Here is a 15,016-nt window from a genome sequence, read left to right as displayed (position 1 = left end):
CGTATGATGAAGACCATCGATGAGATCAGGTCCGCAGGGTTCGCGATGAAAGAGATCCTGGGCCTCCGCGGCTCCCCGGTCGGGGTCAGGCTGCTGAAGACCGACGCTCCCGTGCCGGGTGCGGTCAGGGCAGAGGGCAACCGCTACTGCCAGGCGCTGATGCGGGCGCGGCACGGCGAGCACGTCGTCGTCACCGGCGAGACGATCGCCTGTCCGGCGGCGGCACGCGCCTTCGGGTTTAAACCTCTCCCTGAACCGCTCAGGACCGGCAAAGGGCTGGTCGGGTTCGGGATCACCGCCGAAGAGGCGGTCGGGGCGAAGATGTTCGAGGGCATGACCGTCCTTGAGATGGGGTCGGTCAGGCAGATCGACCTCTTCCCGCTCGACCTGGCCGAAGAGATCCCTGATCTCGTGGTGGTCGAGGACGAGACCGAGAAGCTGATGTGGATCGCCCTCTCGTACATGCACGCCCACGGCGGCGAGCGCGTCCGCGGTTCGACGGCGGTGCTCCAGGCGACCTGCGTGGACTCGACGATCATCCCGTATGTCGAGCAGCGCCTCAACTACGGGCTTGGCTGCTACGGATGCCGGGACGCCACCGATATGGCGCCGGGAGAGGCGGTTCTCGGCTTCCCGGCCGGAGAACTGCCGGCGATTGTTGCGCACCTCAAACACCTTGCAGGCCGGGCGCTCCCCCACTCCCGCGGCAAACACGCATATGCGGCGCTTGCAAAAGAGCGGAAGAGCGCGCCGGGCTCCTGCTCCGAACTCTAAAAGAAGGATCTGGTCAGATGAAACGACGCGTGCTCTTTGTCTGCACTCACAACGCCGGGCGTTCGCAGATGGCCGAGGGCTACATGAACGCCCGCTACGGCGACCGCTACGAGGCGTACTCCGCCGGGACCGAGACCGGCGGGTTGAACCCGTATGCGGTCCGTGCGATGGCCGAGATCGGGATCGACATCTCCGGGCACCACTCGAAGCACATCTCCACCTTTGCAGGAGAGGAGATGGACGTGCTGGTCGCCGTCTGCGAGGGCGGCACCTGCCCGCTCTTTCCCTGGGCGAAGGAGACGGTGCACCGGAGTTTCCCCGACCCCTCGCGTCTTACCGGGAGCGACGGGGAGGTCATGGACGGCGTGCGCCGGATCCGGGACGAGATCGCCGCCTGGATCGATGCGACCTTCGGGGCGTTATAGATGGCGTTCACCGTCGTCGCCTGCTCGGGGATCTCGAGCACCGGAAAACTGACCGCACAGACCGGGACGGCCCTCCTGCACCGTTGCGGCGGCCAGATCGAGGCCTGCGTCGGGGCGCGGGCGGCGGCGCTGGAGGACGCCGTCAGGCACGCCGACCGCATCCTGATTCTGGACGGGTGCGAGGACTGCTGCGGGATGAAGAAGGTGCGGGCGCTCGGTGTCGAACCCGACCTGCACGTCGTCGCCACCGCATGCGGGATCAAAAAACGGGGGATGGACGATCCGCAGTACGCCGAGATCGAATGCCTCGCCGCCGCCGTGCGGGCGGCGATGGGGGAGTGCAGGAAATGAACAACGCGAAAGACCATCTGTTTCTCGAAGACCAGGGCGCCGCCGTGCCGGTGCGCTCGCCCATAATCAGGGAGAAGGGATGATGAAACCACGAACACATATGAAGAATTACCGGATTGCCGTCCTCGCCCTGCTCCTCGTCATCGTATCGCTGGCGGTGATCGCCGCGGGATGCCTGGGAGAGGAAGAGAGGGCGGCGGATGGTCAGTCGACCGAGGTCGCCTATACCGGATCGAATGTCGAGAAAGTCGAGCTCTTCCATTTCTACGGCTCAAACCGGTGTACGTCCTGCATCATCCTCGGCGACCTCGCCGAGATGACGGTGAACACCTATTATGCAGAGGACCTCGAATCAGGGCGGCTTGTCTTCAGCCACATCGATGTGGAAGTGCCGGAGAACCGTGAGATCGTCGAGCGCTACGGTCCGACGGGCTCGTCGCTCTGGATCGGGATCCATGACGAGAACGGTTTCCATGCCGAAGAACTGATCGGACCCTGGTACCTGATCGGGTCGCAGACCCGGTTCATGAGCTACCTGAAGGCCGTCATCGACCAGCAACTCGGGCAATAAGGATCGTCATGGACGTTATGGGTTTTATGCAGGCGATGGGGATGAGCGGCATCCCCGTCGTCGCCGCTTTTTTTATCGGGCTGATGATGGCGATGAGCCCGTGCCCGCTCGCAACCAACATCACCGCCATCGCCTATGTCTCCCGCCGGATCGATACCGGTCGCCGCACCCTCCTGGTCGGGGCGCTCTACGGTGCCGGAAGAACGGTCGCTTACGTGGCCATCGCAGCGGCGATCGTCTATGCGGGCCTGAATGTGCAGGCCGCTTCCTTCTTTCTCCAGGACTACGGTGAGATGCTCCTCGGGCCGCTGCTCCTCCTCCTCGGCGTCCTGATGCTCGATCTCGTCGAGATCAACCTGCCGGGAGGTGGGAGATGGCTTACCTCCCTTATGGAGTGGTTTTCTGAGAAAGGAGTTGCAGGGAGTTTTGTTCTCGGCATTCTGTTCGCACTCAGTTTCTGCCCGTTCAGCGCCGTGCTCTTCTTCGGGATGCTCATTCCCATCGCCCTGAACACCGGCGACGCCATCGTCGTGCCGGCGGTCTTTGGCGTTGCAACGGCCCTGCCGGTCATTCTGGTCTCTCTGCTGCTCGTCCGCGGGGTGGGGCAGGCGGCGCGGCTGATGCAGCGGGCGCAGGCGTTTGATCTCTGGGTGAAGGAGGGTGTCGCCGTGGTGTTCATTGCGTTCGGCCTCTATTCCATCGGGAACGTGTGGTTGTGGTGAGGCTGCGGGGTGCCGGATTGGCACCTTCGTGGAGATGAAAAGAGTTCAAGATTTTCTGAACAATCTTTATCTCATCTCCCGCCATCAGTCCCTCTGGTGATACCCATGGACGGATATGCCGGAAAGATTGTCTATGCAGATCTCGGCGGGGGCACGGTCGAGATAGGCCCGACCCCCGACGACCTGAAACGCCAGTACCTTGGCGGAAGGGGGTTTGGCGCCCGCATCGTCGCGGATCGGGTGGACCCGACCATCGACCCGCTCTCGCCCGCAAGCGTCTTTGTCCTCGCCTCGGGCCCGCTCACCGGGACGGGCATACCGCTCGGGAGCAGGTACGAGGTGAGCGCGAAGTCGCCCCTGAACGGGACCCTCGCCTCCGCGAACAGCGGCGGGACCTTCGGCTGGAAAATCAAGAAGGCTGGGTTCGATGCGGCGGTTATTTCTGGACGGTCAGAGAAGCCGGTCTATCTCTTCCTCAACGAGGGTGCGGCCGAACTCCGCGATGCCTCGCCCTACTGGGGCAAGGATGTTTATGAGACGACCGCCTCTCTTCTCGCCGACCTCGGGGACCCGAAGGCGAAGGTGGCGTGCATCGGCCCGGCCGGCGAGAAGCAGAGCCTTCTTGCCTGCATCATGAACGACGACGACCGGGCGGCCGGGCGGAACGGGTTCGGGGCGGTGATGGGGTCCAAGAACCTCAAGGCGTTCGTCGCCACCGGGAACCTCCCGATCGGCGTGGCCGACCAGGAGCGCCTCAACGCCGTGAAAGAGCGGATCCGCGAGAAGATCCAGAAGAACGGGATCTGCGAGGCGCTGACGAAGTACGGCACCTCGGTGCTCGTCAACATCGTCAACGAGAATGGGATCCTCCCGACGCGCAACTTCCAGAGCGGGCACTTTGCGGGTGCCGAGGGGATCTCGGGCGAGAGAATTGCAGAGACGATCTTGAAGAAGAACGCCGGGTGCTACGCCTGCATCGTCAAGTGCAGCCGCGTCTGCGAGATCGACGGCGAGGTGCACGAGGGGCCGGAGTACGAACCGGTCTGGGCGTTCGGCGCCGATATCGACAACGACGATATCAAACTGGTGACGAAGGCCTCCTGGGAGTGCAACCGCCTCGGGTTGGATGCGATCGGGACGCCGGGGGCGATCGCCTGCGCGATGGAGATGCGCGAGAAGGGGTTCATCGACGAGGGGCCGCAGTTTGGCGAGGTGGACGGTCTCCTCGACCTTGTCAGGCAGATCGGCTACCGCGAGGGTTTCGGGGCCGAACTCGCCGACGGGTCCTACCGCTTTGCTGAACGGCACGGTCACCCCGAACTCTCGATGAGCGTCAAGAAACAGGACCTGCCGGCCTATGACCCGCGGGGGCTGCAGGGGCACGGCCTCTCGTACGCCACCTCGGTGCGGGGCGGGGACCATGTCTACGGCTACCTGATCGCCCCCGAGGTGCTCGGTTCGCCCGAGAAACTCGACCCCTACGTGAGCGAGGGGAAGGCCGGATGGGTGAAGATCTTCCAGGACCTCACGGCGGCGATCGACGCTTCCGGGATGTGCCTCTTCACCTCGTTCGCGCTCGATGCACAGGATTATGCCGACCTGGTGACGGCGACGACCGGGATGGCAATGGACGCCGACGCCCTGCTCAGGACCGGCGAGCGGATCTGGAACCTCCAGAAGGTCTTCAACATCGGGGCGGGCTATACGCGCTCGGACGACACGCTCCCGGAGCGCCTGCTCACCGAGCCCCTGCAGGATCTGGCGCCGAAAGGCCGGGTCTGGGAGCCCGGTCGCCTGCTCGACGAGTACTACGCGCTGCGCGGCTGGGACGCGGAGGGCGTGCCGACGCCGGAGAAGTTAAAGGAACTCGGGCTCGACTGAGGTGCAGATGGACGTCCCGCGCCCGGGCGGGGAGATGATCTGATGCAGGTGACGGTAAAGGCGTTTGCAACCTTTCGGCGATGGATGGAGCCGCAGGCAACGGTCGTGATCGAGGACGGCGCCACCGTCGCCGACCTGCTGGCGGTGCTCACCGGGCGGCATCCCGGGTTTGCCGGGGATATCTTCTCGGCGCCGGGCGTGCTGAAGCAGTATGTCAATATCCTGCTCAACGGGAGAAACGTCTCTTTCCTCCAGGGCCTCTCAACCCCGCTCCACGAGGGCGATCTCGTCGCCCTCTTCCCGCCGGCGGGCGGGGGGTGAAGGGGCGCCGTCACCCCCGACCGGCGCCTTCCAGGAAGTTCCCGATGATCCGGCGGGAGAGGCGCTCCAGTTCGTCGCGCCACCCGCCGGCATACCCGGTCACCGCCTGCGGCGGCAGACCGACCCGTTGCAGGTCGGTCTCGTAGACCGCCACCCATTCTTCGAGCATCTCGACGGTGACCTCGGGGTGGAACTGGAGCCCGAGTGCGTTTTTGAACCTGAAGGCCTGGTTTTTGCAGGAGCGCGAGGTCGCCAGGAGTTCGGCGCCCGGCGGGACGGCGAAGGTGTCGAAGTGCCACTCGATCGTCGGGAAGGTCCGCGGCACCCCGGCGAAGAGGGGGTCCTTCGTCCCCTCGCGCGTCAGGGCGAGGGGGAAGAGCCCGATCTCCGGGGCCGGGTTTCGCATGACCAGACCGCCGAGCGCCTTCGCCAGGAGTTGCCCGCCCAGGCAGAACCCGAGGTAGTGCCCGCCGTCCTGGACGAAGGTGCGGATCGCCGCATCGAGGTCGGCGAGGTAGGGGTAGCGCTCTTCTTCATAGACGTTCATCGGCCCGCCGAGGACGATCATGAGGTCCGCGTCCTTTGGGACGGGGTCGCCGCGGTCCATCCGTGCGACCGTCGCGGAGATCCCTCGCTCTTCGAGGATCTCCGCGAGGAGGGGGCCCGGACCTTCGCAGGCGATGTGCTGGATCAATGCTGCATGCATGGTTCACCGTGTTTTCGTGTGTTGTCCTGGAACGATCCTGCCTGAAGGCAAAAAAGATCCCCGGGATGAGGGAGGACCATGGAATTGATGGATATGGGTGCTCCCGGGGAGAGGTGGGGCGTGCGAGGTGTAATGCCGGGGGAGAGGTTTAGAGGGCGCTGTCGCCCTCCTCCCCGGTCCGCACCCTGATCGTCCGCTCCACCGGGATGACGAAGATCTTGCCGTCGCCGATCTGCCCGGTCCGTGCGGCCTCGGCCAGGGTCACGATCACGATGTCGACCTTGCTGTCCTCCACCACCAGTTCGATCTTGGTCTTGGGGATGAGGTCGACGATATACTCGGCGCCCCTCCACTGCTGTTTGATCCCCTTCTGCTGGCCCCGGCCCTTGACCTCGGTGACGGTCATGGAGACCATCCCGATGCCTTCAAGGGCCGCCTTTACCTCTTCGAATTTCGTCGTCCTGATGATCGCTTCGATCTTTTTCATTTACTCAGCCTCCATTGCGGGCTCGGTGGCCACGAAGTAGGGGTATGCGGACATACCGTGCTCCCCGAGGTCCAGGCCCTGCTGCTCTTCGGCCGCGGAGACCCTGATCCCGAGCGTCATCTTCAGGATGCCGAAGACGAGCAGGCCCATGCCGAACGCCCACGCGAAGTTCACCACGGTGGATATCACCTGTGCGGTGAAGAAGTCTGCCCCGCCGAAGAGCAGGCCGGCGACACCGCCGTAGGTGCCGTCCGCGAAGATCCCGAGGGCGATCAGGCCCCATGCGCCGTTGATGCCGTGGACCGTGATGGCGCCGACCGGGTCGTCGATGTGCAGTTTCCAGTCGAGGAACCAGACGCCGACGACGACCAGGATGCCGGCAATCACACCGATCAGCACCGCCGAGGGGGGGTTCACCCAGGCGCACCCGGCGGTGATGGCGACGAGACCCGCGATGGCGGCGTTGCCGGTCATCGAGACGTCGGGCTTGCCGTGCCAGAGCCACGTGAAGGCCATCGCCGTGAGCATCGCCGCCGCCGCCGCAAGGGTGGTGTTCGCCGCGATGACCGAGATCCTCAGTTCGTCGCCCACGAGAGTCGAGCCGCAGTTGAAGCCGTACCACCCGAACCAGAGGATGAAGACACCCAGGATGCCCAGGGTGACCGAGTGGCCGGGGATTGCACGGGGCGTGCCGTCCTTTGCGTACTTCCCGATGCGGGGGCCGAGCAGGAGCGCACCTGCGAGGGCGACCCAGCCGCCGAGGGCGTGGACGACGCCCGAGCCCGCGAAGTCGAGGGCGCCGAGGCCGGAGAGCCAGCCGCCGCCCCAGATCCAGTGGCCGTAGAGCGGGTAGATGAGCGCCGTGATCGCCACGCTTGCCAGGATGTAGGTCGAGAACTTGCACCGCTCTGCAACCGCACCCGAGACGATCGTGGCGGCCGTGGCGGCGAAGACCATCTGGAAGAACCATGACTCGATGGTGGTCACGTCGTAGGCGTCACCGATCAGGAAGAAGCCCGACCATCCCATCAGCCAGTCCATGCCCTGCATCGTGCCGTACATGATGGCGAAACCGACCGCCCAGTAGGAGAGGGCGCCGATGGAGAAGTCCATCATGTTCTTCATCATGATGTTGGCAGCGTTCTTGGCCCTCGTAAAGCCGGTCTCGACCATCGAGAACCCGGCCTGCATGAACATGACGAGGAAGCCACAGATCAGTACCCAGATAAAGTCAAGGGCCGCTCCGGGGTTCTCTGCGATCGTCTCTTCCCCCGAGGGGTCCGCCGCCGCCACCGGGGCGGCGATGAGAAGCATCACGCAGAGCGCCGCAAGCGCCCACATAATATGCTGCCGTTTCATCATTCTTCACCTGCTCCTGTCTGCGAGGAGTTGGAAAGATGTTTCCTTCTTAGATTTATAAATATATCTATTCCATCCTGCCCGCAGACAGGAGGAAGGGCGGATGCAAACTATATAAAAGATGCATGGGGATCGAAAACCGGTGGGAAAAGGAGTTCGGAGCGGGGGAAGAATCTCGCGCTATGGAGGCGAAAAAGTGTGGGTGTGGAGAATCTGTTGCCCGGACCCCCGCACCGCGAATTGCCGTGGGTATGCGGGGACTGAGCGTTTGTCTCTGGAAAAAAGTGAGTGGGGGGCGGACCTCAGTCCTGCCGGCCCCGTGCCCTCTTCTTCTTCGCGAGGAGCTCGACCTTTGCGAGGTCGGCCTCCCCGCCCGCCTCGAGGAGGCCGGCGGCAAGGGCGCTCTCGACAAACCCTCTCCCGGTCGGCGTGCGCACGAGCAGCGTCGTATAGCCCTGCGGGCTCCCGACGGCGCCGGCCGAGATGTCGGCGGCGACCGCCGCAAAGTCGGTGCAGTGGTGGCACCCGGACGGGATGCAGGCCTCGAGGTCTTTGAGGGGAATATCGAGGACGCGGCCGTCCGTCGTCGTCACCTCGAGCTTTCCTTTCACGTCCAGGCGGGAGACCTCCCAGGGCTCGATCCCGAGTTCACCCCGGATCTTCCCCTCCATCAGTTTTCCGTAGTCGAAACTCTCCGTGCAGAAGAGCCCGACCAGGAGGCGCACCGCCCGCCCGTACGGGGCGAGGAGGTCGAAGTCGCTCTCCCGCATCCGTGCGACCGCCGCGGCGGCGCAGGGCACGGCGACGACGGCGACCCGCCGGTACTTCCTGACGATCACCGCCTCCTTCAGGGCGGCGAGCATCGGCACCCACCAGTTGTACCGGCTTCCGGCCTGGGCGACGAGCACTTCCCGGCGGGTGATCACCGTCGAAGCGGGTTTCTTCGTCCAGTGGTCCTCCGAGACCGTGACCACGGCGTCGATGAGTCCCGCGTCGAGGGCGTGGGCCAGGATCGCCGTCACGGCGCCCCCGCTCTGTTTGCCCGGAACGGCGAAGGTCGCCCGTGCGGTGATCGCTTCCAGGTACTCGCCCAGGAGCGTGGACGATACCTCGCCGCCCTCCACCCTGGGGCAGGCGCGGTAGCAGGCGCCGCACCTGACGCCGTCGTTCTCCATCTTGCAGTAGCCCGAGGACGTCGGGTGGTCCGGCGACCCCGGCGAAAAGGAGAGGGCGTCAGCCGGGCAGACCGCAATGCACGCCCCGCAGCGGGCGCAGAGCCCGGTGTCCCAGACCTCGGATTTCAGATCCCTGTAACTTTTTTCTGCCATCTCCACTCACTCCCAGGTGTATTTTCCGGCAAAGGGCCGGGCGCTCGCCGGGCCGATCCGGGTGTAGTCCGCCCCGAGCAGCGGGGCGGCATCGACCCCGAAGTGCCGGCAGAACTCCTCGATCAGGGGCCGGATCCGCGCCCGGTGCTCCTCGTCGAAGGGGAGCACCTTCGCCCCGATCGCGAGGCAGTTTTCATCGACCTCGCCCCTGATGTAGACCTCGCCGCCGTGGATCCCGCTTGCGATCCCGCGTTCGACGAACGGCCCCGTCTCGCCCATGCGGAGGACGAGCACGATCCCGCCGGCCATGTACTCGCCGAGGTACGAGCGTGCGTTCCCGCCGACGACCAGGCACGGGCGCTTTTCCTCGTACTCTTTCATGTGGATCCCGCCGCGGTAGCCGATGTCGTCCCTGACAAAGACCTTCCCGCCGCGCATCGAGTGGGCGACGGCGTCTCCGGCGCTCCCGTGGACGACGATCGTCCCGCCGTCCATCGTGTTGCCCGGGGCGTGGTCGGCGTTGCCGTGGACGACGAGCGTCGGGCCGCGCATGAGCATCCCGAGGTCGCCGCCGGGAACGCCGTTGACCGTGATCGTGACCTCGCCGACCAGGCCGTCGGCGATGAACCGCTGGCCCAGGACGTGGTCGATGACGATCTCGGTCTCGCCGTCCCTGACCGCCGCCCTGATCTGTTTGTTCAGCGGCGTGTAGTGCAGGTCTGCTGCATCGATATGCACGACCATCTTCACGCCCCCACCGGTTTGACGTCGAGCACCTTCAGCATCCCCTCATCGAGCATGTAGCCCCGCAGACGGTCGCGGTTGCCCCGCAGGCTCTCGATCGCATTGATCCCCGCGGCCCCCATCAGCTCTGAGACCTCCATCGTCCAGGCATGGATCAGGTTTGCGACGTGCTCGGCCTGGACTTCGGGGTTGAGGCGGGCGACGAGGTCAGGGCGCTGGGTGGCGATCCCCCACGGGCAGAGGCCGCGGTAACAGTTGCCGCAGACCCGGCAGCCCATGGCGACGAGCGCCGCCGTCCCGATATAGACGGCGTCGGCGCCGAGTGCGATTGTCTTGGTGACGTCGGCGGCGTTCGTGATCCCGCCGCTTGCAATCACCGATATCTCGTTCCTGACCCCCTGGCTGCGGAGTTTCTGGTCGACGGCCGAGACCGCCGCCTCGATCGGGATGCCCACGTGGTCGCGGAAGACCTTCGGGGCGGCGCCGGTGCCGCCGCGGAACCCGTCGACGACGACGGCGTCGGCGCTCGATCGGGCGATGCCTGCGGCGATGGCGGCGACGTTATGGACGGCGGCGATCTTCACGAAGACCGGTTTTTTCCACTCGGTCGCCTCCTTGAGGGAGCGGACGAGCTGGGCGAGGTCCTCGATCGAGTAGATGTCGTGGTGCGGCGCCGGGCTGATCGCATCGCTCCCGAGCGGGATCATCCGCGTGCAGGAGACGTCGGCGCAGACCTTCTCGCCGGGGAGGTGGCCGCCGATGCCGGGTTTTGCGCCCTGGCCGATCTTGATCTCGATGGCGGCGCCGCGGTTTAAGTAGTCCACGTCCACGCCGAACCGGCCCGAGGCGACCTGCACGATCATGTTGTCCTGGTACGGGAAGATCGCCGGGTGCATCCCGCCCTCGCCGGTCCCCAGGAAGGTACCGGCCTCATGGGCGCCCTTTGCGAGAGCGAGCTGGGCGTTGAGGGAGATCGCCCCGTAACTCATGTGCCCGATCATGATCGGGGTGTCGAGTTTGAGGTTCGGGGAGAGTTCGGTCTGGAGTTCGACCTCTCCGCCCTCGCCCCGTTTGAATGACAACCTGGACGGTTTCTTCCCGATATAGGTCCGCAGCTCCATCGGTTCGCGCAGGGGATCGATGGAGGGGTTGGTGACCTGGCAGGCGTCCAGGAGGAGGCGGTCGAAGATCGGCGGCAGGGGGCTGGCATTGCCCATGCCGGCCAGGATGATCTTGCCGGTCTTTGCCTGGTTGTAGATCGACTCCCTGGCGTCCCGCGTCCAGACGGGGTGAGTGCGGTAGTCGCAGGGGTGCTCGGTGAGGGTGATCGCATCGCGCGGGCACATCGCAATGCAGCGGTGACAGGCCGTGCAGTTGCGCGAGTCGACGACGATCCGGTCTCCTTCCCACCTGAACGTCCCGTACGGGCAGTTCTCGACGCACCGGCCGCACTCCATGCAGCGGTCGCGGTCGATCGAGATCCGGTACCGAAGAGGCACGCTCCCGATCGCCATCAGTACACCCTCCCGATGACCGGTTCGCCGGCGCGAGGCATCCAGACGCGGTCGAGTTCGGGCTCCATGCGCCTGATCGCCGCTTCTTCGGAGGAGATGTAGAGGCGGTCGCCCTTCTCGGCGGCGATGAGGGGCCGGAGTTTGATCCGGTCGGTGAACCCGACGATCCCGTCGTGGTTGGCGACCACGATGGCGAACGGCCCGTTCATCATCGCCGAGCCGTAGGTGAGCCTGATCGCCCGGTTCAGCGTCGCCTCTTTCTCCGGCATCACGTCGATCTCGTCCCAGAACGGCGGCGCAAGCGCCCGGACGGCCATCTCCTCGTCGAGACCGTGCTTTCGGGCGAGCAGGTCCACCAGGTAGGCGACGACCTCGGTGTCGGTGAACATCGTGCACTTGTAGCCGAAGCTCTCGATGTACCGCCGGTTGGTGCCGTAACTGGTGATCTCGCCGTTGTGGATCACGCTCCAGTCCAGGAGGTTGAAGGGGTGAGCGCCGCCCCACCAGCCCTTCGTGTTCGTCGGGTAGCGGTTGTGGGCGAGCCAGATATAGCCCTCGTAGTCCTGGATCCGGTAGAAATCGGCGACATCCTCGGGCCATCCGGCCGCCTTGAAGACCCCGATGTTCTTGCCGGACGAGTAGATCAGCGCACCCGGCACCGTGGTGTTCACCTTCATCACCAGGTAGGTGACGATGTCCTCCTCGGGGGAGGAGGTCCCGCTCATCAGTGCAACGTCGGGTTTGAAGAAATACCGCCACGGCGTGTGGATCTTCTTCAGGTTCGGCTGCTCGTAGGTCGGGATCTCCTCGTCATGCACGACCGTCCCCCAGGTCCGGAGCAGCGCCTCGACCACGCCCTTGGTCTCGACAATATTGTCAAAAAATATGTGGAGTGCATAGCAGTCCGCATACTCGGGGTAGACGCCGTAGGCCGCATAACCGGCCCCCTCGCCGCTGCCGCGTTCGTCCATCAAGGACAACGCATGTTTGATCTTTGAGCCGTCCATCCGGTTGCCGGCCCGATCGACGACACTGATAATTCCACACATAGTATTTCCACCGCTCCCTGATCTCAGGAATAGGATACGGTCTTACCCAATAAGATATAACCAGTAATCATATATACTATTGGGTGGAAACATGTTTCCGTTATGTCAGCAGACGCGGTTGCAGCAATGCTGGAAAGAATCAAGGCGGACGGCGTAAAGTTCATTCGCCTTCAGTTCTCGGACCTGACCGGTCACCCGAAAAACGTCGCGATCCCGCACATCCAGGCCGAGAAGGCCCTGACCGACGGGATTGGTTTTGACGGCTCGTCCATCGAGGGATTCGCCCGGATCGAAGAGTCGGACATGGTCCTCAAGCCCGACATCTCCACCTACACGCTCCTGCCCTGGAGGAAGGGGGAGGCCAAGGTCGCACGGTTCATCTGCGATGTCTACCTGCCCAACGGCAAGCCCTTCGAGGGCGACCCCCGCTTCGCCCTGAAAAAGGTCGTTGCCGAGGCCGCATCGATGGGCTACACCTTCAACACCGGCCCTGAACTCGAGTTCTTCCTCTTCAAGATGTGCGACGGGGAGCCGACCACCCAGTACCAGGACGTCGGCGGTTACTTCGACCTGGCCCCGACCGACCTCGCCGAGGACGTCCGCCGGGACATCGTCCTCGCCCTGACCGAGATGGGCTTTGAGATCGAGGCCTCCCACCACGAGGTGGCCGAGAGCCAGCACGAGATCGACTTCAAGTACGGCTCGGCCCTCCAGACCGCCGACAATGTCGTCACCTTCAAGTTCGCCACGAAGACGATCGCCCTCCTCAACGGGCTCCATGCCTCGTTCATGGCGAAACCGGTCTACGGGATCAACGGGAGCGGTATGCACACCAACTGCTCCCTCTTCAAGGACGGGAAGAATGCCTTCTACGACCCGGACGCGCCCCTCCAGCTCTCGGAGACCGCCCTGTTCTTCATCGGCGGCATCTTGAAGCACATCCGCGCCATCACCAGGGTCGCAAACCCGACGATCAACTCGTACAAGCGTCTCGTCCCCGGCTATGAGGCCCCGGTCTACATGTCCTGGAGCGCTTCGAACAGGACGGCCCTCTGCCGTGTGCCCGCACCCCGTGGCAACAGCACCCGTGTCGAGATCCGCAGCCCTGACCCGACCTGCAACCCGTACCTCACCTTCGCCGCCATCCTTGCGGCAGGTCTGGACGGCGTGAAGAACCGGATCACCCCGCCCCCGAGCGCCGACCGGAACATCTTCAAGCTCAATGCCGAGGAGCGGAAGGCGGCCGGCATCGACACCCTGCCGGGCAGCCTCTACGAGTCGAACGCCGCCCTCATGGCGGACGAGCTCATCTGCAACGCCCTCGGCCCTCACATCGTTGAGAACCTTAACACGATCGCCGAGATGGAGTGGGACGCCTTCAGGACGATGGTCCACCCCTGGGAACTTGACCAGTACCTTTCCAAGTACTAAATTTTTTTCTAACCGCGCCTTTAAATCCCGGTGAAGGATCTTTCCTTCCCTTTTTTGGACTGATGTATATGGGTAAACACTTCATGCCCGCCATCGCTCTGCCGCACGGGGGGTGCGGACCATAGCGATCGATGCGGGCGACACGGCATTCGTGTTCATCAGCACCGCCCTGGTGATGCTGATGACCCCGGCCGTCGGGCTCTTCTACGGCGGCCTTGTCAGGCGTAAGAATATTATCTCGATGATCGCTCTCTCCTTCATCGCCTTCTCCCTCGTCACGGTGCAGTGGATGCTCGTCGGCTACACCCTCGTCTTCGGCACCGATATCGGCGGGGTGATCGGCGGCCTCGACCACCTCGGCCTCGCCGGTGTCGGGATGGATGGCGAGGGGATCCCTGGTCTGCTCTTCATGGCGTTCCAGCTCACCTTCGCCGGGGTGACCCTTGCGATCGTCACCTCGGGTGCGGCCGAGCGGGTGAAGATCAGCTCCTTCATCGTCTTCGGGCTGCTCTGGACGACCCTGGTCTACGACCCGATCGCCCACTGGGCCTGGGGCGGCGGATGGGCGCAGACAATGGGCGTGCTCGATCTCGCCGGCGGTATGGCCGTCGAGATCTGCTCGGGGTTTGCGGCCCTCGCCCTCTGCCTGGTGATCGGGAAGCGGGCAGGCTACGGGATGTACTCGATGGAGCCGCACAACATCCCGATGACTCTCATCGGCGGCGCCCTGCTCTGGTTCGGGTGGTTCGGGTTCAACGCGGGGAGCGTGCTCTCTGCGAACGGTGCGGCGGCGAATGCCCTGGTCACCACGAACGCCGCGGCCGCCGCGGGTGCGCTCGCCTGGCTCTTTGCCTCCTGGTACCGGGGCAGGCCGAGCTCGCTCGGGATGATCTCCGGGGCGATTGGCGGCCTCGTCGCCATCACGCCGGCCGCAAGCTTCGTCGACCCGATGGGGGCGCTTGCCATCGGGGCCGTCGCCGGCCTCCTCTGCTATGGGGCGATGCTCCTGCGCATCAAACGCAGCCTCGACGAGAGCCTTGACGCCTGGGCCGTCCACGGCGTCGGCGGGCTCTGGGGGACGGTGGCCACGGGCGTCTTCGCCGTGGCGGCGGTCGGCGGAACTGCTGGCCTCCTGGCCGGAAACCCCGGGCAACTCCTCGTCCAGGTCGTCTGCGCCCTCGCTGCCATGGCGTATGCCTTCGGCATGACCTATCTCCTTGCGAAGGGGGTGGACCGGGTGATGGGGCTGCGGGTGAGCGAGGAGGAGGAGTACGTGGGGCTGGACATCGCCCAGCACGGGGAGTCGCTCCAGATGTAATTTGGAAATAATTAAATATGGTGGAAGTCAACTTC

The 15,016-nt window shown here is 64.7% G+C and carries 16 protein-coding genes; 9 read left to right on the top strand and 7 right to left on the bottom strand.

Going from position 1 to position 15,016, the window contains the following annotated elements:
- Positions 1-6: 6 nt before the first annotated feature.
- The 7 genes from METLI_RS10855 (at position 7) to METLI_RS10825 (ending at position 5,045) form a co-directional block, all read left to right on the top strand.
- Positions 7-774, top strand: coding sequence for a DUF169 domain-containing protein (locus METLI_RS10855; RefSeq protein ID WP_004040389.1), 768 nt, complete (start codon positions 7-9; stop codon positions 772-774).
- 17 nt (positions 775-791) lie between these two features.
- A complete protein-coding gene (locus METLI_RS10850) occupies positions 792-1,199 on the top strand; it encodes an arsenate reductase ArsC (protein ID WP_004040388.1) in 408 nt (135 codons plus the stop codon).
- On the top strand, positions 1,200-1,550 hold the full coding sequence (locus METLI_RS10845; protein WP_004040387.1) for a putative zinc-binding protein: 351 nt from the start codon (positions 1,200-1,202) through the stop codon (positions 1,548-1,550).
- Positions 1,551-1,632: 82 nt separating this feature from the next.
- Positions 1,633-2,121, top strand: coding sequence for a nitrophenyl compound nitroreductase subunit ArsF family protein (locus METLI_RS10840; protein ID WP_004040386.1), 489 nt, complete (start codon positions 1,633-1,635; stop codon positions 2,119-2,121).
- A gap of 8 nt (positions 2,122-2,129) precedes the next feature.
- The gene (locus METLI_RS10835; RefSeq protein ID WP_004040384.1) at positions 2,130-2,843 is read left to right on the top strand and encodes an aromatic aminobenezylarsenical efflux permease ArsG family transporter; all 714 of its coding nucleotides are present in this window, start codon (positions 2,130-2,132) and stop codon (positions 2,841-2,843) included.
- Positions 2,844-2,948: 105 nt separating this feature from the next.
- Positions 2,949-4,724, top strand: coding sequence for an aldehyde ferredoxin oxidoreductase family protein (locus METLI_RS10830; protein WP_004040378.1), 1,776 nt, complete (start codon positions 2,949-2,951; stop codon positions 4,722-4,724).
- 42 nt (positions 4,725-4,766) lie between these two features.
- Positions 4,767-5,045, top strand: coding sequence for a ubiquitin-like small modifier protein 1 (locus METLI_RS10825; RefSeq protein ID WP_004040376.1), 279 nt, complete (start codon positions 4,767-4,769; stop codon positions 5,043-5,045).
- A gap of 10 nt (positions 5,046-5,055) precedes the next feature.
- Here the strand turns inward: METLI_RS10825 and METLI_RS10820 are convergent, their stop codons facing one another.
- From METLI_RS10820 to METLI_RS10790, 7 genes are all read right to left on the bottom strand, one after another.
- On the bottom strand, positions 5,056-5,751 hold the full coding sequence (locus METLI_RS10820) for a type 1 glutamine amidotransferase (RefSeq protein WP_004040373.1): 696 nt from the start codon (positions 5,749-5,751) through the stop codon (positions 5,056-5,058).
- Between the two features lie 148 nt (positions 5,752-5,899).
- Positions 5,900-6,238 carry a P-II family nitrogen regulator gene (locus METLI_RS10815; RefSeq protein WP_004040369.1) on the bottom strand — a complete coding sequence of 113 codons (339 nt, stop codon included), beginning with the start codon at positions 6,236-6,238 and terminating at the stop codon, positions 5,900-5,902.
- Positions 6,239-7,600, bottom strand: coding sequence for an ammonium transporter (locus tag METLI_RS10810; RefSeq protein WP_004040367.1), 1,362 nt, complete (start codon positions 7,598-7,600; stop codon positions 6,239-6,241). It abuts the gene before it with no gap.
- A 299-nt stretch (positions 7,601-7,899) separates the two neighbouring features.
- Positions 7,900-8,925 carry a Coenzyme F420 hydrogenase/dehydrogenase, beta subunit C-terminal domain gene (locus tag METLI_RS10805; protein ID WP_004040366.1) on the bottom strand — a complete coding sequence of 342 codons (1,026 nt, stop codon included), beginning with the start codon at positions 8,923-8,925 and terminating at the stop codon, positions 7,900-7,902.
- 6 nt (positions 8,926-8,931) lie between these two features.
- Positions 8,932-9,669 carry a GltB/FmdC/FwdC-like GXGXG domain-containing protein gene (locus tag METLI_RS10800; protein ID WP_004040363.1) on the bottom strand — a complete coding sequence of 246 codons (738 nt, stop codon included), beginning with the start codon at positions 9,667-9,669 and terminating at the stop codon, positions 8,932-8,934.
- Positions 9,670-9,671: 2 nt separating this feature from the next.
- Positions 9,672-11,183: a glutamate synthase-related protein gene (locus tag METLI_RS10795; RefSeq protein WP_004040354.1), complete on the bottom strand. Its 1,512-nt coding sequence runs from the start codon at positions 11,181-11,183 to the stop codon at positions 9,672-9,674.
- Entirely contained in the window at positions 11,183-12,232 is a 1,050-nt protein-coding gene (locus tag METLI_RS10790; protein WP_004040352.1) for a class II glutamine amidotransferase, read from the bottom strand. The genes METLI_RS10795 and METLI_RS10790 overlap by 1 nt, the downstream gene beginning before the upstream one ends.
- A 102-nt stretch (positions 12,233-12,334) precedes the next feature.
- Here METLI_RS10790 and glnA point away from each other — a divergent pair, with 102 nt between their 5' ends.
- Entirely contained in the window at positions 12,335-13,663 is a 1,329-nt protein-coding gene (gene glnA / locus METLI_RS10785; protein ID WP_004040350.1) for a type I glutamate--ammonia ligase, read from the top strand.
- 121 nt (positions 13,664-13,784) lie between these two features.
- Positions 13,785-14,981 carry an ammonium transporter gene (locus METLI_RS10780; protein WP_048104230.1) on the top strand — a complete coding sequence of 399 codons (1,197 nt, stop codon included), beginning with the start codon at positions 13,785-13,787 and terminating at the stop codon, positions 14,979-14,981.
- Positions 14,982-15,016: the final 35 nt, after the last annotated feature.

It is taken from the genome of Methanofollis liminatans DSM 4140 (genome assembly GCF_000275865.1).
GTDB lineage: Archaea > Halobacteriota > Methanomicrobia > Methanomicrobiales > Methanofollaceae > Methanofollis > Methanofollis liminatans.
This window is presented reverse-complemented; position numbering and strand designations above follow the sequence as displayed.